This window comes from Colwellia sp. C1TZA3 (assembly GCF_007954265.1).
GTDB lineage: Bacteria > Pseudomonadota > Gammaproteobacteria > Enterobacterales > Alteromonadaceae > Cognaticolwellia.
In genome coordinates, this window is sequence record NZ_VOLS01000068.1 from 1 (window position 1) to 18,259 (window position 18,259).

At 38.5% G+C, this 18,259-nt stretch carries 17 protein-coding genes; 11 read left to right on the forward strand and 6 right to left on the reverse strand.

What is annotated here, in order from left to right:
• Positions 1–158: 158 nt before the first annotated feature.
• Together ESZ39_RS15445 and recR are read right to left on the reverse strand one after the other, a co-directional pair.
• Entirely contained in the window at positions 159–1,271 is a 1,113-nt protein-coding gene (locus ESZ39_RS15445; RefSeq protein ID WP_146880832.1) for an MBL fold metallo-hydrolase, read from the reverse strand.
• A 42-nt stretch (positions 1,272–1,313) separates the two neighbouring features.
• Complete coding sequence (gene recR / locus ESZ39_RS15450) at positions 1,314–1,919, reverse strand: recombination mediator RecR (protein ID WP_146880817.1); 606 nt, start codon at positions 1,917–1,919, stop codon at positions 1,314–1,316.
• A gap of 319 nt (positions 1,920–2,238) precedes the next feature.
• On the opposite strand from recR, the gene ESZ39_RS15455 reads away from it, so the two are divergent.
• The 6 genes from ESZ39_RS15455 (at position 2,239) to ESZ39_RS15480 (ending at position 6,651) form a co-directional block, all read left to right on the forward strand.
• Positions 2,239–3,606, forward strand: coding sequence for an MFS transporter (locus ESZ39_RS15455; protein ID WP_146880818.1), 1,368 nt, complete (start codon positions 2,239–2,241; stop codon positions 3,604–3,606).
• The gene (gene def / locus ESZ39_RS15460) at positions 3,603–4,139 is read left to right on the forward strand and encodes a peptide deformylase (protein WP_146880819.1); all 537 of its coding nucleotides are present in this window, start codon (positions 3,603–3,605) and stop codon (positions 4,137–4,139) included. Before ESZ39_RS15455 ends, def begins: the two co-directional genes overlap by 4 nt.
• 139 nt (positions 4,140–4,278) lie before the next feature.
• Entirely contained in the window at positions 4,279–4,509 is a 231-nt protein-coding gene (locus ESZ39_RS15465) for a DUF3565 domain-containing protein (protein ID WP_146880820.1), read from the forward strand.
• Positions 4,510–4,831: 322 nt separating this feature from the next.
• Positions 4,832–5,047, forward strand: coding sequence for a hypothetical protein (locus tag ESZ39_RS15470; RefSeq protein WP_146880821.1), 216 nt, complete (start codon positions 4,832–4,834; stop codon positions 5,045–5,047).
• A 177-nt stretch (positions 5,048–5,224) separates the two neighbouring features.
• Positions 5,225–5,773: an HPP family protein gene (locus tag ESZ39_RS15475; protein ID WP_146880833.1), complete on the forward strand. Its 549-nt coding sequence runs from the start codon at positions 5,225–5,227 to the stop codon at positions 5,771–5,773.
• A 509-nt stretch (positions 5,774–6,282) separates the two neighbouring features.
• Complete coding sequence (locus tag ESZ39_RS15480) at positions 6,283–6,651, forward strand: PH domain-containing protein (RefSeq protein WP_146880822.1); 369 nt, start codon at positions 6,283–6,285, stop codon at positions 6,649–6,651.
• Positions 6,652–6,852: 201 nt separating this feature from the next.
• Here ESZ39_RS15480 and ESZ39_RS15485 read toward each other — a convergent pair whose 3' ends face one another.
• Entirely contained in the window at positions 6,853–7,611 is a 759-nt protein-coding gene (locus ESZ39_RS15485) for a glutathione S-transferase (protein WP_146880823.1), read from the reverse strand.
• A 116-nt stretch (positions 7,612–7,727) separates the two neighbouring features.
• Between ESZ39_RS15485 and ESZ39_RS15490 the strand changes: the two genes are divergently transcribed.
• The gene (locus ESZ39_RS15490) at positions 7,728–10,154 is read left to right on the forward strand and encodes a peptidase U32 family protein (protein ID WP_146880824.1); all 2,427 of its coding nucleotides are present in this window, start codon (positions 7,728–7,730) and stop codon (positions 10,152–10,154) included.
• Positions 10,155–10,267: 113 nt separating this feature from the next.
• Here the strand turns inward: ESZ39_RS15490 and ESZ39_RS15495 are convergent, their stop codons facing one another.
• Positions 10,268–11,188 (reverse strand): aldo/keto reductase family oxidoreductase, encoded by a 921-nt coding sequence (locus ESZ39_RS15495; RefSeq protein WP_146880825.1) that lies wholly within the window; start codon positions 11,186–11,188, stop codon positions 10,268–10,270.
• Positions 11,189–11,808: 620 nt separating this feature from the next.
• Here ESZ39_RS15495 and lgt point away from each other — a divergent pair.
• From lgt to yegD, 3 genes are all read left to right on the forward strand, one after another.
• Entirely contained in the window at positions 11,809–12,597 is a 789-nt protein-coding gene (gene lgt, locus ESZ39_RS15500; RefSeq protein WP_146880826.1) for a prolipoprotein diacylglyceryl transferase, read from the forward strand.
• A gap of 63 nt (positions 12,598–12,660) precedes the next feature.
• Positions 12,661–13,458: a ribonuclease H family protein gene (locus tag ESZ39_RS15505; protein ID WP_146880827.1), complete on the forward strand. Its 798-nt coding sequence runs from the start codon at positions 12,661–12,663 to the stop codon at positions 13,456–13,458.
• Positions 13,459–13,651: 193 nt separating this feature from the next.
• Complete coding sequence (gene yegD / locus ESZ39_RS15510; RefSeq protein ID WP_146880828.1) at positions 13,652–15,010, forward strand: molecular chaperone; 1,359 nt, start codon at positions 13,652–13,654, stop codon at positions 15,008–15,010.
• An 88-nt stretch (positions 15,011–15,098) separates the two neighbouring features.
• On the opposite strand, the gene ESZ39_RS15515 is transcribed toward yegD, so the two are convergent.
• On the reverse strand, positions 15,099–16,061 hold the full coding sequence (locus tag ESZ39_RS15515; RefSeq protein WP_146880829.1) for a sensor domain-containing diguanylate cyclase: 963 nt from the start codon (positions 16,059–16,061) through the stop codon (positions 15,099–15,101).
• Between the two features lie 364 nt (positions 16,062–16,425).
• Between ESZ39_RS15515 and ESZ39_RS15520 the strand changes: the two genes are divergently transcribed.
• On the forward strand, positions 16,426–17,154 hold the full coding sequence (locus ESZ39_RS15520; protein ID WP_146880830.1) for an NAD-dependent epimerase/dehydratase family protein: 729 nt from the start codon (positions 16,426–16,428) through the stop codon (positions 17,152–17,154).
• Here the strand turns inward: ESZ39_RS15520 and ESZ39_RS15525 are convergent.
• A complete protein-coding gene (locus tag ESZ39_RS15525) occupies positions 17,123–17,614 on the reverse strand; it encodes a GNAT family N-acetyltransferase (RefSeq protein ID WP_146880831.1) in 492 nt (163 codons plus the stop codon). The genes ESZ39_RS15520 and ESZ39_RS15525 overlap by 32 nt on opposite strands.
• Positions 17,615–18,259 lie beyond the last annotated feature (645 nt).

Genomic DNA, 18,259 nt, shown 5'->3' on the forward strand with positions numbered 1-18,259 from the left:
CCATTAAGTTTGTGATCTTGTTGTGCGCAGGAAAAATAACTCAAGGTAAGGCGCTCGATTGAGCAATAGCTGGCTATTGGGATTGAGAGCAACACAGCCTTGAGCTATTTTAACTAGTACAAGTGAGTAATAACTTAATGGGATTGGTATAAGACGTTCTAGAAGGTAACTTCTTCACCTTCATTTAAAATATGTAAAGGTACTGGCGAGTTCATTTGCTTATGCATTTTCAACAAGCGTAGTAAAGGAGAATGAGAGCTATGATCGCCCATTTTCCAGCTATTATTACCGTAGCCCCAAGGGATCATGACTTTACAGTTTAGCGCTTGCGCCGCCACTAAAGCATCTTCCGGCGTGGTGTGAACATAGCGATACCAGGCACTATTTTCTTGATGAAAATACGAAGCTATGGGCATCAAGCAAACATCCATATCACCATAACGCTGTTGAATATCTTTAAAATGTGCAGAGTATCCGGTATCACCAGCAAAAAATATCTGTTGACCTCGGTGTTCGATAACCCAGCCGCCCCAAAGCGTAGCATCTTTGTCTTCGTATAAATAAGGCACCAAAACTCGACTACTAAAATGATGTGCAGGCACAAAGTTAATACTCAGCTCGGCTAATACAGTTTTTGAAAACCAGGCCATTTCGTTAATGCGATAACCGTCATTGGGAAAATGTTCAGCAAAGCCTAAAGGCACAAAGTATTGTGCATCGGTGCCTATTTTTTCAATATCAACTTTGTTGAAATGATCATAATGAATATGCGAGTACAATACCGCATCAACATCGTTAATTTCATCAAGCGATAGCCACTTAGGCTCTTGACGAAAAAAACCAGCGCTTAGCTTGAAAGCCCAATTAACTGGCCAGTCAAATTGTTCACTAACCGGGTCTAGCAGTAACGTACTGCCTGCTGGGCTTTTGATATAAAAACTGGCATGTCCGAGCCAGCGAAAGGTAAAGCCCGTATTTACCTTCACTGGTGATTGTTCGCCGATAAAGCGACAATTTTCAGCCGGTGTTTCACATTCAACCATTGCTGATGGCTGATAACAATTTTCTTTACAGGTAATTAAGTAGCTTTTTTTGCCGGGGTACAAATTAGAAAAACGTGCTGGCTCAGCTGAGCCAGCTTTATATTTTATCACAGAATCAGCTTGCTCTATCTGCCTTAGCTGATTTTTTGTGCCGCAGCCAATAAGCAAAATAAAACTAATAATGACGCTTATGCTTGGTAAGCTAATCGCTCTTGGCAAACTAATCATTCTTCGCAAGCTAATAACTCCTAAAGTTAGCGTTTATTAAGCCTAAAAACTGTAGTTTTTACGTCCAGACAGGGCATGCGACAAGGTATTACCGTCAACATATTCTAGTTCGCCGCCCACGGGGACGCCATGAGCAATACGTGAAATTTCAACATCGTAAGTTTGAGTCAGTTCGGCAATAAAATGTGCGGTGGCTTCGCCTTCAACGGTCGGGTTAGTTGCTAAGATAACTTCACTAAATTGCCCTGTCGCTAATTGTTTTTCCAGCACATCTAAACCTAAGTCGTCTGGACCAATACCATCAAGGGGTGATAAATGTCCCATTAAAACAAAATAAAGCCCTTGAAACTCGCCAGTTTGTTCAATGGCAATAACATCCGCTGGCGTTTCAACAATACACAGTTGCGCCGCTATTTTACGCTTTGGACTCTGGCAGATATCACACAAGGCTTCTTCAGTAAAAGTACGACATTGTTCACAATGACCAATATTTTCCATAGCCTGAGCCAAGGTTTGTGAAAGCTTGTTGCCACCATGGCGATTTCGCTCAAGTAAATGAAAGGCCATACGCTGTGCTGATTTTGCCCCAACGCCAGGTAAACATTTTAATGAATCAATAAGTTCTTGAACTAACGGGCTAAATTTCATGACGACTCTTTCTTGGCTTATACCAAACTGGCTAAATTAGTCGCTCAATTGGGTATGATTAATTTTTGCAAAATATTTGGCTAAAGAGTCACTGCGATTAATGCTATGACTCATCATCATTAGGCAAACGAATAATTTTCAAAACGGAGTTTATCACTGGCTTTAACGATTGATAATAAATAATTAAAAATAATTTATTGCGCTCAAAATTGCTAATTTCCCCCAAAGCTTTAAAATTTCAGTATGATGGTCTCCAGACTATTTAGCCAAATTTGGCAACAATCAACAATCAACAATCAACAATCAACAAGGGCAGTTAATGCTAAGTAATATCTTTATAACACTAGCGTTATTGCTCTTAAGCTTTTTTAGCTTACAACGGCTGTTTACGCTACCTAAAAATGTCTGGTTACTTTTTTTAGTACAACCTTTAGTCATGGCGGCATCGCCAGTGATTGTTTTTATTGGCGGCATACTGGCCACTAGTATGGGCGCTGATCCGGCACTCGTTACCCTACCGGTTACTATGATGATACTCGGCGTGGCCAGTGGCGCTATTCCTGCAGCGTTATTAGCTAAAAATAAAGGTCGACGTTTCGCGACATTTACTGGCTTCACGCTCGGATTTTCCGGCACCCTAGTCGCTATGTTGGCCGCATTGAAAGGCAGTTTTGAATTACTGGTTTTAGCCAGTTTATTACTGGGTATTAGTACCGCTTTTATCCAACAATTACGCTTTGCTGCGATTGAAAGTGTTAGCAACAGCAATGAAGTGCCAACGGTATTATCGATTTTAATGCTTAGTGGCCTATTTTCCGCTTTTTTAGGACCTGAAATAGCGGTAACCGCAAAAGACTGGTTAAGCTCACCACACGGTTATGCCGGCTCTTTCTTATTTCTGTCAGGGCTATTTTTACTTGCCATGTTACTGATGTTGAACTTTACTAATCCTGAAGTAAAAACTAGTGATAGCCAAGGGGAAGCTAGGCCTTTAAGTGAAATAGTTAAACAACCCATTTTTATTATCGCCATATTGTCAGCCGCTATTGGCTTTGCCCTGATGAGTTATCTGATGACCGCAACACCGCTGAGCATGCACAAACTTAATGGTCATAGTTTAAACGAAACAAAATGGGTGATCCAAAGTCATATTGCCGCCATGTTCATTCCATCATTGTTTACCGCCTTATTAGTAAAACGTATTGGCTTAAAAAACTTAATGCTCGCAGGCACAATAATTTATGCGGTGGTCACAATTATTGCCTTATCGGGTGAACAAGTAATAATTTATGCGGTGGTCACAATTATTGCCTTATCGGGTGAACAAGTAATGCATTATTGGTGGGCATTAATTTTATTAGGCATTGGCTGGAATTTTCTCTTTCTTACCGGCACCTCGCTATTACCTCAAAGTTACCAAGCTAGTGAACGTCATAAAGTACAGGCGATTAATGACTTTATTATTTTTGGCTTTCAGGCCATCGCGTCATTAATGGCCGGTTGGATATTATTTAAAGCTGGTTGGCATGTCGTGGTATTAACCGGTTTACCTTTTATTGTCATCTTATTTATTGTTAGCTGGTTTTACTTTAAAAAAGAACGTGAAAAAATAAATCAGGCATCTGCCACAGCCTCTACGCTCGATGCAGAGCAAAAACTAGCACAAAAAAGCGAAGTATCATCATGAGCACTTTAACTATTTTACAACGTGGTGAGCCAGTTTTATCTGCTATCGCAAAACCAATACCTAATGTTCACGCAGCTGATATAAAACAACTAATTGAAGATCTAAAAGGTACCGTTGCCCAAGCAAATGGTGTTGGTATTGCCGCGCCCCAAGTAGGCAAAAGTGTGCGTTTATTTATTATGTGTTCTGCCCCGAGTGAGCGCTACCCTGAGGCGCCGTTATTAGCGCCTGCGGTTATTATCAACCCAGAAGTACTCAGCGCCAGCACCGAGCAAGTGTTAGGCTGGGAAGGTTGTTTAAGTGTTAAAGGCAAACGAGCTTTGGTGAGTCGCCATCAAAGTATCGACGTGCGTTATCTTGATGAACAAGGCCAACAACAGCAACAAACCTTGACTGACTTTCTTGCGCGAATTTTTCAGCACGAGTTAGACCACCTTGACGGCATTACTTTTATTGAACGACTTGACCATGAGAGCGAGGCTATTGATGAACAACAATGGCGAGCAACAATGGCAAGTAACAATAATAAATAAAACACCTTAACTAGCTTGCGTTCACTTTGCTAATTCAGCCAGACTAAAAACTTAGCTGAAGGTGTATTGCTTATGCCTAATTTACCTATTTAAAGGCTCAGGCTAGCCATGCTATAAAATTTAAAATGGAAAAGCCAATATGCTACAAGCTATTATCGACTACCATCTTGATGACGAAAATCATTGGGTGGCACGACTACAATGTGGCCATTTCCAGCATGTTCGCCACCAACCGCCGTTTATCAATCGTCCGTGGGTGCTCAACAAGGCAAGCCGACACGCGATGCTAGGTCAGCAGCTAAATTGCATAAAATGTGATCAGGGTGCTACCAAAGATTTTACCTCAACCGAATCAAAATCATTGTTTTAGTAAAAAATAAAATTTTACAAAATGTTACTAATACCAATCCCATTAAGTTATTGCTCACTTGTACTAGTTAAAATAGCTCAAGGCTTTGTTGCTCTCAATCCCAATAGCCAGCTATTGCTCAATCGAGCGCCTTACCTTGAATTATTTTTCCTGCGCACAACAAGATCACAAACTTAATGGAACTGGTATAATAGCTAATTGAAATAACTATCAGCTATAAAATATTTCTAATACTTAGCCTATTATGTAATATTGCGCGCTTTAGTAATATCAGGTGTTGGATAAAATAAAGCACTCATAGTCAACTATCAGGCATTAACTAATGAATATTGAAATTGAAATAACTGCTGCGGTATTTAAATGTCAGACCGACGAAGACATTTTTTACCAGAGGTTATCAAAAATTACAGGTATTAAAAAAATAGTGACTAAAGATAGCAAGCTGATCGTCTCAGTGTTCAGTACAGAAAAAGATCAGGCTTTAGCAGACATTAGGGCAATATGTGACATCTGGCACGCCTCGATTAACCTAATGTAAATTAGCCTGCCCGCTAAATAACCTGATATAAATTTTTTCTTAAGCGCCATAAACATTATCATTTGTAACCGCAGTATAATTTATCACCACGCTTTGGCGTTAAACCCTTGGCTATATTGAAAATCACTCAGCGATTAAGCTGTAAAAAAAACCATTAAAGGAGGTGTTTATACCGTGATTAAAGTTGTTTTTTCAAGAATGAAAGGAGGTAGCACCTGCCCACCAAGAATACCTCTTTCAAAGGTTGTTTGGTCTTGGCTAGGTGCATTTATTAGTATGTATTTTGTCGCTATTATCAGTAGTCTTACTGAAGTAGATATTTTAAAAAGTATGTTTCTTGTTGCTTCTTTTGGCGCATCGGCGGTGCTTATTTACGGTGCGCCTCAGGCTGACTTTTCTCAACCAAGAAATTTTATTGGTGGCCATATTATCTCTGCTTTAATAGGTGTTACCCTACAAAAATATTTAGCGTTAGATATCGCCTTACTTGGCGCGCTTGCGGTGTCACTTTCAATTGTCGCTATGCATTTCACCCGTACTCTGCATCCTCCTGGTGGTGCAACTGCGCTCATTGCCATTGTTGGCAGTGCAGAAGTACACAGCAATGGCTATTGGTTTGTCATTTCCCCTGTCGCTATTGGTACATTAATTTTGCTGGTAATAGCTCTAGTGATAAACAACTTATCTAAAAATCCAGCAAGGCATTATCCTAAGTATTGGTATTAAAGGTATTGCTATTAAAGATACTGATATTTGCAGTTATACCAGTTCCATTAAGTTATTGCTCACTTGTACTAGTTAAAATAGCTCAAGGCTGTGTTGCTCTCACTCCCAATAGCCAGCTATTGCTCAATCGAGCGCCTTACCTTGAGTTATTTTTCCTGCGCACAACAAGATCACAAACTTAATGGAACTGGTATTACACCGTCGTCAGCCAAAAAAAAATTTTGCTTTAATTAAACTATATAGATTTTTATCTGACAAAGGTCTGTAGCAAAGCCATTAGGTTTTCTTTAAAAGTGTTATAATAGCTGCTGAGTTTTATTCTTAAAAAAGGACAACAATTAGGTAAACTAAAAGCTATGGCTTAAACCATATAACTCTTAACTTAATATACTTGCAACTGCTAAGTTGATTCAAAAAAGCGTTTATTGGCTCAATCAATTGTGAAGTTATAGCCGTTGAAACGCCCATAAAGGCTCAAAGTTTAACAATTAATTTGATAAGGATGTTCGATGATTGACTTTAATAACAAAGGTTTCTTTAAACTCAAACAAGATACTGATTATGCTGAAAAAGTAAGTCGTTTACTGTTAGATGATGAACAAATAGTTGACTCATATAAAACCATGCGTGACGGTGTAGTCTTTACCAATAAGAGAATAATTGCGGTTAATGTTCAGGGTATTACGGGCAGCAAAAAAGATTTCACCTCTTTACCTTACAAAAATATTGTTGCCTACTCTATTGAAACATCAGGTACATTCGATCTTGATTCTGAATTAGAAATATACTTTTCTGCACTCGGTAAAGTGAAATTTGAGTTTTCGGGGCAGTCTTCAATGCTGGAAATATCAAAAATAATTTCTAGTTATTTATTATAAGTGCTAGCCATGTGTTGGTCATTATAACTAACATATATACAGCTTATTCTGATGTTAGGCTACGGTGATGTTAGCTGTTTTATATCTACTGTAAGCCAGCTAACATTAAGCCTACAATAGCGAAAAAATTAAAAAAATGACAATTTACTGCCCTCACTTACCCACGACTCTCATTTACCAACGTTCACTCAACAAGTGCTTTTACTTACCAACAAAAATCACCTCTTCACCACACTCAAGCCACAGTCGATGCTTTACCATGACTTTGGTAAACATTGGGCTTTGTAGGTAACGGTTCAGCCAGTTTTTCAGCTTGGGATACGGTGATTGTAAATACCACTGGCGCTCTATGCGGGCAAATTGACGAATAAACGGCAACAGAGCAATATCAGCTAAACTTTCTCGTCTTGAAAATAAATAGTCATGCTGGCTTAGGCGTGACTCCAGTAATTGAATATAGTACTCACATGCTGCTCGGCATTCATTAAGGTTAGTTTCATGGTAGCGCTTTGCACATTTATAAGCTTCTAATCGCTGTTTAAATTCCACATCAAACTCGGTAATGAGTGCTAACATTTCGTTTAACTTCTCGTTTTCTATTTCGTTAGGCTTTGACTTTGACTTTACAGTGTCGGTGTTATCACTATGCAGTAGATTGTTAGGATCAGATTTTTTAAGTGCCCACAGCATAATATCTAGACTTTCATCGATAACCTTATCTACTGTGCTTGCTGCGCTGAATTCTTTAACATCTGCGGCATTATCACTATCAAACTGACTATTTTTGTCCAACACTAAAATGGGCACAGTGGCTTTGGGTGAAGCTAAAATCATCGCGGCGGGTTTATCCGTTAATACCACATCGCGCAGCGCAACCGCCTGATGCGATTTAAAAATGGCAATACGTGCGCGCATTGCATACGGACAGTTTCTTAACGAATAAAGGATAGGGTGTGCCATAACGCTCAACTATTGAATTAACATTCTTTATAAATGACAACTTTAACGGTATTCATTGGTGAAATATACGGGTAAAATCACCGCTCTTAAATTTAGCGAATAAATAAGTTGTACCAATGGATCATAAAATAGAATTATTAGCCCCCGGTGGAGATGTCGATGCAATTAAAGCGGCCATTATAGCGGGTGCCGACGCGGTATATTGCGGTTTAGATACACTAAATGCCCGTAATCGCGCCACTAATATATCCTTTGAACAACTCATTGGTATTATTCGTTTGGCACATCAGTACGAGTGTCAAATATTTTTAACCTTAAATGTTGTTGTTTTAGAACGTGAATTTAAGTCGATTGCCAAATTACTCAGTAAGCTGGTTAACACCACATTAGACGGCGTTATCGTGCAAGATATCGGCATGTTTAATATTATTAAGCAGTATTTTCCCACCTTAGATATTCATGCTTCAACCCAGTTAACCACACATAATATCGGCCAAATTCCGTTCCTAAAAAAATTAGGCGCCTCGCGAGTTAATTTATCAAGAGAATTAAACCTACGCGAAATTACGGCTATAACCGCGGTGTGCCGGGAATATAACCTATTAAGTGAAGTATTTGTTCATGGCTCACTTTGTGTTGCCTTTTCAGGTTTATGTTATTCAACCTCTGCCAGTGTTGGTAATTCAGGTAACCGCGGCCGCTGTAGCCAAGCCTGTCGAGAAGAATATGAGACCACTGCCACCGGCCATAACTTCCCGTTAAACATTAAAGACAACTCTGCCTTTTTTGATTTGCCCGCTTTAATAGATGCCGGCGTTCACTCTTTTAAAATTGAAGGACGTATTAAAGGCGCAAACTATGTCCATACCGTGGTTGATAGTTTTCGTAAGCAAATTGATGGTTTCCTCAATACCGGCGAACTAACCGAAGATGGTGAACGCCTTTACAAAGTCTTTAACCGTGATTTTTCCAACGCTTTTTTAAGAGGTGACTTAAATCAATCCATGTTTATTGATAATCCGCGTGATAACTCAAAAGTTCATGCGCTAAGTAAACATAAAGCCGGTGAAAGCCAAAGCCATTCGGCAGATAAGTTGCAAGATAAGTCGCAACAAATTTCAGTGGTACAAATTCATGAGGTTGAACAAAACCTGCAAACTGACAAAAACGAAATTGAAGCGGAAGTAGTTGAAAAAATAAAGCATCTAAGTATTGAAAAAGTACCATTAACACTAAGTTTTTCTGGCCAAGTAGCACAACATTTAGCGGTTAGCGTCACCACCACAGGCTTCTCTGTTGAACAGAATAGCTTTACAGTAAAATCAACTAGCTTATTAAGACCCAGTGAAAGCGCCAGTATTGATAAGGCAACCATAGAAAAACGCTTTAAAAGCTTTAACAACGCCGAGTTTTTATTGACCGAGCTAAACTGTGACAATTTACATGTCGGCTTAAGTATTCCGTTTAAAGAGCTAACGGCGCTGAAAAATAAAATCGCCAGTTTATTAAATAATGCCGTTGATATTATTCCAGAAGTAACCTTGCCAGCATTAATTAATCATCCGAAAGTAGCTGCCAAAATAAATAGCCAAGCAAAAAATGAATTATCTATTTTGATATGTGACGAAGCTGATGCTGAGTTAACGACGATAACCGACGCCGACATTTATTTTAAATTGCCTGATGCTTATAAACGTGACTGTACAAAATATGTTGGCTTTTTACAGGACAATCCACGGTTAATCCCCTGGTTTCCTGCTGTGCTCATTGGTAAAGATTATGACGCTGCCGTTACTATTTTAGAGCAAGTAAAACCGCCATTAATTGTCACTAATAATACCGGCATTGCTTATCAAGCGAATGCATTAGGCATAAAATGGATAGCAGGTCCGTTTTTAAATACCACGAATTCTTACGCATTGTTAGCGATGAAAGAAGACTTTGACTGTAGTGGCGCTTTTATTTCAAACGAAATTAACGCTATGCAAATGAAACATATCGCTAGACCAGAAAACTTTAAATTGTTTTACAGTATTTACCACCCTATTTTATTAATGACTAGCCGACAGTGTTTCTTCCAACAAAGTGTTGGTTGTGAAAAACCCCGTATCGACAATGGCTGTATGCTCTCTTGTGATAAGTCAACGACCATCACCAACCTCAAAGGTGTGTCGTTCGAAATTGATAAACAAAAAGCCGGTTACCCAAGTATTTACAACCAAGATCAGTTTTTAAATATGGATATTATTGAAGACTTATCCAACTTATTTGACGGTTTTATGATTGACTTAACCAACATTGGTGCCGGTGATCGTCAATCGCCTGATAAAGCCTTGTTGATCAGCCAATTTGAAGAGTTATTGTCTAATAAAAAGCCTAATAAAAAGTCTGATAGTGCGTCTGATGAAAAGTCTGATAGCGTATCTAATGAAGAAGCTAATAAAGAGGCTAAAAACCCAATAGATAACCATTCATCAGCAAAACAACAGCTGCATAATTTAGTGCCTCAATCAACCAATATTCAATACCATAATGGCTTGTAACTAAATCACTCACTATTATTCCATCCTAAAATACATGAACACATTTTAGAATGGGACAAACGATTAAATCAAAGCCACTGAAATTTTTCAGTGGCTTTTTTGATAGGACATATTTACGGCACAGCTTGGCCATTTCTAGCTTCTAATAAGCGATACCAATCTTCACGCGAGTAATCTAGTGTTAAAGCTTGTTTAGCGGCAACAATGCGCTCTGGTGTGGTTGACCCTATAATGGGGCAAATATTAGCGGGATGTTTTAGTAACCAAGCGAGAATAACTTGCCAAGGCGTGCAAGCATATTTTTCACTTTGGTGGCTTAATTCGTTTTCAATTCTTTGCTCATCTTCGCCTGAAAAACTATTTCCCCAAGCAGAATAAGCAACACCGCCCAAAGGACACCAAGCAATGGGTGTAATACCATACTGCTGACATTGATCTAACGTACCATCAAGTAAGCTATCGATATTGTGAATATTAATTTCAACTTGATTGACCAACAATGGCATAGCTAGCGCAGACTTTAATAATTCAACTTGTGACGGTTTAAAGTTACTAACACCAAAATGCTTAACTTTACCACTGGCTTTTAATAACGCAAAAGTTTCAGCCACTTCGTGCACGTCAAATAAATAATCTGGCCGATGCAGTAAAAACATATCTAAATAGTCGGTATTTAAGCGTTTAAGTGACCCTTCAACACTGGCCAACAAGTACTGCTGGCTAAAGTCATAACGCTTTGGTGCGTAAGTGTTGTGCTCATTATTGCGCGGTCGAATACCCGCTTTAGAGGTTAAAATAATTTGCTCACGTAAATGTGGCTTTTTAGCTAACAGTTCACCAAAAATACTTTCGCTTTCACCAGCACCGTAAATATCAGCATGATCAAAGTGATTATAACCCGCCTCTAAAGCCGCCGTTATTGCCGCTTTTCCTTTATTACGATCACTTGTGCTATTGTCACCAGCAATGCGCATACAACCATATATAAGACGCGAAGATTCGATATTTGAGTTGCCCATTAAAACTTTTTTCATCTTTTACTCTTCATTATTTATTAAATATACTTAAAAATATTAATCTATTGATAACTTATCAACCAAGCCTTAACTGCAGCCTTAACTGCAGCCTTTAAAGTATCATATAGTACTTTAAAGGCTGCAGTTAACAGGTAACTTAATTTGGACTTAGCAAACAATGATACATATATTGAACGTAATCAGCACGATGGTGTATTGCTTCTTTAATTAAAACTACAACTTAACGTGTCTATTTGACATTAATGAATATACAGCGGCATATCATTTTTAACTGACTTACGAGACTTTTTATTTAGTGGTAATCCTCGAAATTAAGGTTATAGACAAGACTTTAACCTAACAAAGTCGCTGCATTACTTTAAGCACTCCTCAATCAATAATCAACATAGCTAATTGCTGCATAAATATTGGGGCTATGATCGACGCTTTGTTGAGTTATTTGAGCAAGTTTTAATCAAAGTTGAACAACCATTAGCGGTGATTAAGGCTTTGAGCGAAATTAATTCACCACAGCAACAACTAGCTTGATAGAATATCAACAGTCAGGTGAATACTTAACTTAAGTCACATTTAACTCATTCAACTCATGCAACATAAGCAACATTAAGGGCTACGCTGTGCAACATTTAGTTTGGGATATCGATCCCGTATTTTTCTCCATTGGGCCATTGACCATACATTGGTATGGTCTGTTATTCGCCACGGCTATTTTATCTGGCTTACAAGTTATGAAGTGGATTTTTAAAACTGAGAAACAAGAGTTAGCAGCACTAGATAACCTATTAGTTTATATCGTTATTGGTGTTATCGTTGGTGCGCGTTTAGGGCATTGTTTCTTTTATGAACCTGGTTACTATTTTGCTAACCCAATGAAAATAATTGCTATTTGGGAAGGTGGCCTCGCTAGCCATGGCGGCGGTTTAGGTGCCATTATCGCAGCCGGTATTTATAGCAAAAAACACCAGATGAACTTTCTCTGGTTACTTGACAGACTTGCGATATGTACCGCGCTGTTTGGTTTTTTTGTTCGTAGCGCAAACTTTGTTAACTCTGAAATATTAGGCACCCCTAGTAATGTTCCTTGGGCCGTAATTTTTGCACGCATTGATAACGTTGCTCGCCACCCTGCTCAACTTTACGAAGCCTTGGCTTATTTAACCATATTTTTTGTTTTGATGATTTTTTATAAGCAGAAAAAAGCTAAAACACCACCCGGTGCTATTTTAGGTGTTTTCTTAATTTTAATTTTTACTGCTCGCTTTCTTATTGAAATATTAAAAGAAAAACAAGCGGCCTATGCGGCTGATATTGCCTTAACTGCCGGGCAAATGTTAAGTATTCCGTTTTTTATTGCCGGTATCCTATTAGTGATTTGGTCAATTAAAAATGATAAAAGAGTAAAGTAACCTTAACAAATAGCGCAGAGCGCAGAGACAAAATTATGGCGAATAAAATAGGGTTAACGATTGATGAGTAAAAAATATTACGTGGTGTGGAAAGGTGCAAAAACTGGAGTATTTGAACAGTGGAATGATGTTAAAAGCCACACTCAAGGACGTGCCGATGCGCAATATATGGGTTTTGCATCAAAAGCTGAAGCCGAGGCCGCGTTTCAATCAACCTACACTAAAGCATTAACTAAGCGCTCGATGAGTAAAAGTAGCGGCACTAAACCTGCTGCTTCTGCTTCCTACGTTAAAGCGGATAGTACCGCAGTAAGTAATAGCTTAGCGCCTGTTAAACAAAGTGCTGATATTAATATTTATTGTGACGGGGCTTGTTCACCAAACCCAGGAAAATCAGGCACAGGCATGGCGGTCTATCAACAACAACAGCTTATTGAGTTGTGGTACGGTTTATATGAGCCGATGGGCACTAATAATACCGCCGAACTTAATGGCATACTGGCCGCCTTTAAATACGCACAAGATCACATTAAACAAGGTAAAACCGTGCAAGTATTGTCTGATTCTAAGTATTCAATTGATTGCATCACTAAATGGGCAAAAGGTTGGCAAGCTAAAGGCTGGACTCGCGGCAAAGGTGAAGAAATTAAAAATCTTGAAATCATTAAACAATGTTTTGTGCTCTACCAAGCCTTGAAAAGTCATTTAATTATTAGTCATGTTAAAGGCCATGCCAATATAGAAGGCAATGAACTCTCCGATAGAATGGCAGTATTAGCACGTGTGAAGTGCACAAAAGGTTTTGTGCACTATCAAGAAACACTTGATATTAAAACTATTTTGGCCATGGCTTCGGGTTAAGGTTTTTTCAAAATGTTATTTTAATAGTAACTAAAATGGATCAAAAGCAAAAAGGCAGTTAATCACTGCCTTTTTTTGGTTTTAACACCCAGGACATTTATATGTTAATAATATTACCTAATAAGCTAAAAGCCCTTGCCTAGTGCTGAATATCCCAGTATTCTACGCGGTCATTTTATATTTGGATATCAACATGATCGGATTTGACTACGGCACATCAAACTGTGCTGTCGGCGTAATGAAAAACAACACGCCAGAACTATTATCTTTAGGTGATCATGGTCGCTATATCTCGTCAACTTTGTATGCACCCAGTCGTGACATTATTGTCAACTGGTTGCACAATAACTTGTCTTTGGCAGAACAAAAAAACTTTCAACAGCAACGTCAATCGCAGCTAAACAAAGGAAGAAACTCGCTCAGAGAGCTGACTTTAGATGGCTACCCAACTGAGTTATCGTTTGGCCAACCCGCATTAAATAACTATTTACAAGAGCCTGACGAAGGCTACTACATAAAGTCACCAAAGTCGTTTCTGGGTGCCAGTGGCTTAATGCCGCAGCAAGTTGATTTATTCGAAGATATTGTTGCTGCTATGATGAGCAATATAAAAACACTTACCGAAGCGAGTCTTGGCAGAAGTGTTAACCAAACTGTTATTGGTCGCCCTATCAACTTTCAAGGTATGCAAGGTGAAGAAAGTAATCGACAAGCTATACAAATATTAACCAATGCCGCAAAACGAGTCGGCTTTAAAGATGTTGAATTTCAATTTGAACCTGTTGCAGCTGGCTTTGAATATGAAGCTAGTCTCACTAAAGAGACCAAGGTATTAGTGGTTGATATTGGTGGTGGTACCACAGATTGCTCAATGCTTTTAATGGGACCAGAACATGCTGCTTTAGCTGATAGAACCGATGATTTATTAAGCCACAGTGGTGAACGAGTCGGTGGTAACGATTTTGATATTGCCTTTGCACTTAAAGGTATCATGCCCAGTTTTGGTTTAGATAGTTTATTAAAAACTGGTAAAACAATGCCAAGCAACAGTTACTTTCAGGCGATGGCGATTAACAATATTAGTCATCAAACACAATTTTATAGTGCCGAAAATGGCCGATTTTTACAGCAATTGATCAGGGATGCAGAACAGCCTGAGTTATTAACACGCTTGTTAACCGTTCAAAAACAAAAATTGAGCTACCGTGTGGTCAATGCCGCTGAGCAAAGCAAAATTGGCTTAACCGAGCAAACCGAGCAGCAAATAGACTTGTCTGATATCTATGAAGAACTCACCGTTAAGCTTAATAGAGATGGTTTTACTGAGGCATGTCATCGACAACTCAGTGCAATAGCGATGCTAATGAAAGATGCAATTGCCCAGGCTAACTGTCAGCCTGATGTGGTATTTGTCACTGGAGGTAGTGCTAAATCGCCGATGTTAAATAAGTTTTTACAAGCGCAATTTCAACATACCCCTATTGTTGTGGGTGATCATTTTGGCAGTGTAACAGCTGGCCTAACGCGCTGGGCTAACACTATTTATGCATAAGCTATTCATGCATAAATAAGTCAGACCTGTTTAAGGGAGTTAAAGCGTCGGTAACAACACCGTTATAGGCGCTTTAATTACCGTCAATCTATCTAGTTTTACCTTTCTTGTGCTCGTACATCGCTGCATCAGCATCTTGGATCATTGCTTCTATTGATTTATCGGTGTCATGCTCAAAGCACCTTACACCTGCACTGTACTTAATTTTGTAGGGTTTATTTAACCTGTCATTTTCTGCTTGAATGGCGGTAGAAAATCGCTCTAAAGCTATGTCAGCCTTTGCTTTATCAGAGTCACTAAGCATAGCGACAAACTCATCTCCACCAAGGCGACCAATAACATCGCAGTCACGGAATGAATCAAGCATTATGGTGGCAAAGGTGGTCAATACAAAATCACCTTCATGGTGACCAAAGTCATCATTAATAAGCTTGAATTTGTTTAGATCAAAAAATATAAACGAAATTGACATTTTATTACGTCGGCATACTTTTAAACTATGATCGACCAGAGTCAGGAAACCTCGGCGGTTTGAGATCATGGTTAACTCATCTAAAGTAGCGAGTTGAATCGATTTAATTTCTTGTTCAATCATAGCCCCTAGATCTTCAAGTAACTGCTGGTCTTCTTCATCGAGATCTTTAGGTTTAGTATCAATAAGACACAAAGTACCAATGTTAATACCTTGCCTAAGCTTTAAAGGACAACCAGCATAAAAACGAATTTGCGGGGCACCAGTAACAAGAGGGTTGTCAAAAAAGCGTTTATCTACAGTAGCGTCCGGTACTATAAATAAGCCATCTTGATTAATGGCATGTCCACAAAATGATATATCACGAGGTGTTTCAGAAGCGTCAAGGCCCTGGGTAGATTTAAACCATTGACGGTCTTCATCAACGATACTAACTAGTGAAATCGATACGTTAAACATACGTTTAGCCATACGAGTAACACGGTCGAAACGCTCTTCATGTGATGAATCAAGAATTTTTAAGGTTCTGAGCGCATACAGTCGTTCAGCTTCATTTTTTGGCACTTCAGGCTTAATCATAGGGGACAACTTAAATTAAAAGTTAAATTTTTTGAATTGTATCAGTAAATTAAAAAAAATTCTTTAAAAAAAACGCTTTAAGATATTTTATATGCTTATAAGATAACCAGTTAAATTACTGCTTGTTATAATTGAAGTTAGTAACAAAGTCTCTGCTATCATAAGCAATTTTCTTATAAATTTAGAGCCGTTTAAAGCTTTATTATACCAATGGTATGAAGTTTGCGATTTTGTTGAGTGCAAAAAAATAAATCAGGGCAAGAGGCTTGATTGAGCAATAGCCAGCTATTGTGATTGAGAGCACTACAGCCATGGTATATTTTAAACACTTTATTATTTACTCAACGTATGAGGATTAAAAAAAATGACAAATTACAGCAATGAGTATCCACAAGAGCAGCCAAAAGTAGCTCTAATTGTTGGCGCCAGTGGTTTAGTGGGACAACATTTATTACAGCAACTATTAGCCAGTAACATCTACCACAAAGTTATCGCCTTAGTACGTAAACCGCTGTTGATAGAAGATACTAAACTTGAACAATGGCAAATTAATTTTGACCATCTCGAAGCAGAATTGATATCAAGCACCTTGTTGAATAAGAAACCTCAGAATATAAGCGCTAACAACAAGATAAAAAGGATTGATCATATATTTTTCACCCTAGGAACTACTATAAAAAAAGCCGGTTCTAAAGCTGCTTTTACCAACATTGACCATCGTTACCCACTGCTCATTGCCAAACACTTCTATGGTCAACAGACATCATTACTTGCCATAGTGACAGCAATGTCTGCAAATGAAACGTCTGCTATATTCTATAACCAAATAAAGGGTAAAATAGAAAAAGATTTAAGTAACCTAGGTTACCCACATCTTGGTCTATTTCGCCCATCAATGTTATCGGGCCAGCGTGATGAATTTCGACTTGGCGAGCAATTAGGTACAATAGTAATGAACACGCTAGCTTTTATGATCCCAAAAAAACACCAAGTAATTCAAGCAAAAAAAGTAGCAAACGCTATGCTAATTTATGCAGAAAACCCACTATTAGGTGTTAGTATTATTCAGTCAGATCAGCTGCAAAATTACTAAGTGTTTTACCTGTCATGCGATAACCAACCCACTCTTCTTGCGCGACAGCACCTAGTGAGTGATAGAACTCTCTTGAAGGTGTATTCCAATCTAAACAACTCCACTCAAATCGTGCGCAGTCTTTTTCCACAGCAATTTTTGCCATAGCTTTTAACAACTGAACGCCTGCGCCTTTACCACGATATTCTGGCATAACGTATAAATCTTCTAAATAAAGTCCTGACTTTGCTAACCAAGTTGAATAGTTGAAAAAATAAATAGCTGAACCAATCGCAACACCGTCAAGCTCGCAGATTAAGGCAAATACATGGCTATTTTTAGCAAAAATAGTTTCTTTTATTGTTTGCTCGGTTGCTAATACTTCATGTTCCGCTTTTTCATAGATGGCGAGATCGATAATAAATTTAAATAATATACTCGTATCGTCTGCTGTTGCTGTTCTAACAACTAAATTGCTCAAATTTAACTCCTGATTATTTTACTGACTAATTTACTGGCTATTTTGCTGGCCATTTCAGATAACGCTTAATATTAGCAAATTATTGATTATTTAGCGCGTATTGTGCACGGCTAATTATTGCACTTGAAGGCTGCTTAAACATCCCTTTCAATAATACCCAATGATGCCAATAATACCAAGTTGATTAATTATCTGCTCATTTTTAATGGTTAAAATAAAAAAACACAGTGTCATAAAATTGGTATAAAGTGTTCTAATAATTGGGTTTCCTGGCATTAAATTGATCAACTCTCCTAATGCAAGTTCTGCTTTTATTTGCCGCTTAGGGAGCAGGCAATAAGCTAAACCTTGTTAAGCAAAATTAACAAAAGCTTCTAAAGATCGTACGGTGTAACTGGCTATTTGCAGGCTCGGTGATCTTGCCCTTATTGCATTAAGGGTGTTTGGTGGCGCACAGCTTATTATGACATCGCCAACCTTGGTAGCTATACTTGGGGTGGTATTGTTTATTTACTGACTTATACCAATCCCATTAAGTTATTGCTCACTTGTACTAGTTAAAATAGCTCAAGGCTGTGTTGCTCTCAATCCCAATAGCCAGCTATTGCTCAATCGAGCGCCTTACCTTGAGTTATTTTTCCTGCG

Coding starts and splice junctions, on each gene's coding strand:
- ESZ39_RS15445 (WP_146880832.1), bottom strand. CDS start 1,271: ATGATTAGTTTGCCAAGAGCGATTAGCTTACCAAGCATAAGCGTCATT.
- recR (WP_146880817.1), bottom strand. CDS start 1,919: ATGAAATTTAGCCCGTTAGTTCAAGAACTTATTGATTCATTAAAATGT.
- ESZ39_RS15455 (WP_146880818.1), top strand. CDS start 2,239: ATGCTAAGTAATATCTTTATAACACTAGCGTTATTGCTCTTAAGCTTT.
- def (WP_146880819.1), top strand. CDS start 3,603: ATGAGCACTTTAACTATTTTACAACGTGGTGAGCCAGTTTTATCTGCT.
- ESZ39_RS15465 (WP_146880820.1), top strand. CDS start 4,279: ATGCTACAAGCTATTATCGACTACCATCTTGATGACGAAAATCATTGG.
- ESZ39_RS15470 (WP_146880821.1), top strand. CDS start 4,832: ATGAATATTGAAATTGAAATAACTGCTGCGGTATTTAAATGTCAGACC.
- ESZ39_RS15480 (WP_146880822.1), top strand. CDS start 6,283: ATGATTGACTTTAATAACAAAGGTTTCTTTAAACTCAAACAAGATACT.
- ESZ39_RS15485 (WP_146880823.1), bottom strand. CDS start 7,611: ATGGCACACCCTATCCTTTATTCGTTAAGAAACTGTCCGTATGCAATG.
- ESZ39_RS15490 (WP_146880824.1), top strand. CDS start 7,728: ATGGATCATAAAATAGAATTATTAGCCCCCGGTGGAGATGTCGATGCA.
- ESZ39_RS15495 (WP_146880825.1), bottom strand. CDS start 11,188: ATGAAAAAAGTTTTAATGGGCAACTCAAATATCGAATCTTCGCGTCTT.
- ESZ39_RS15505 (WP_146880827.1), top strand. CDS start 12,661: ATGAGTAAAAAATATTACGTGGTGTGGAAAGGTGCAAAAACTGGAGTA.
- yegD (WP_146880828.1), top strand. CDS start 13,652: ATGATCGGATTTGACTACGGCACATCAAACTGTGCTGTCGGCGTAATG.
- ESZ39_RS15515 (WP_146880829.1), bottom strand. CDS start 16,061: ATGATTAAGCCTGAAGTGCCAAAAAATGAAGCTGAACGACTGTATGCG.
- ESZ39_RS15520 (WP_146880830.1), top strand. CDS start 16,426: ATGACAAATTACAGCAATGAGTATCCACAAGAGCAGCCAAAAGTAGCT.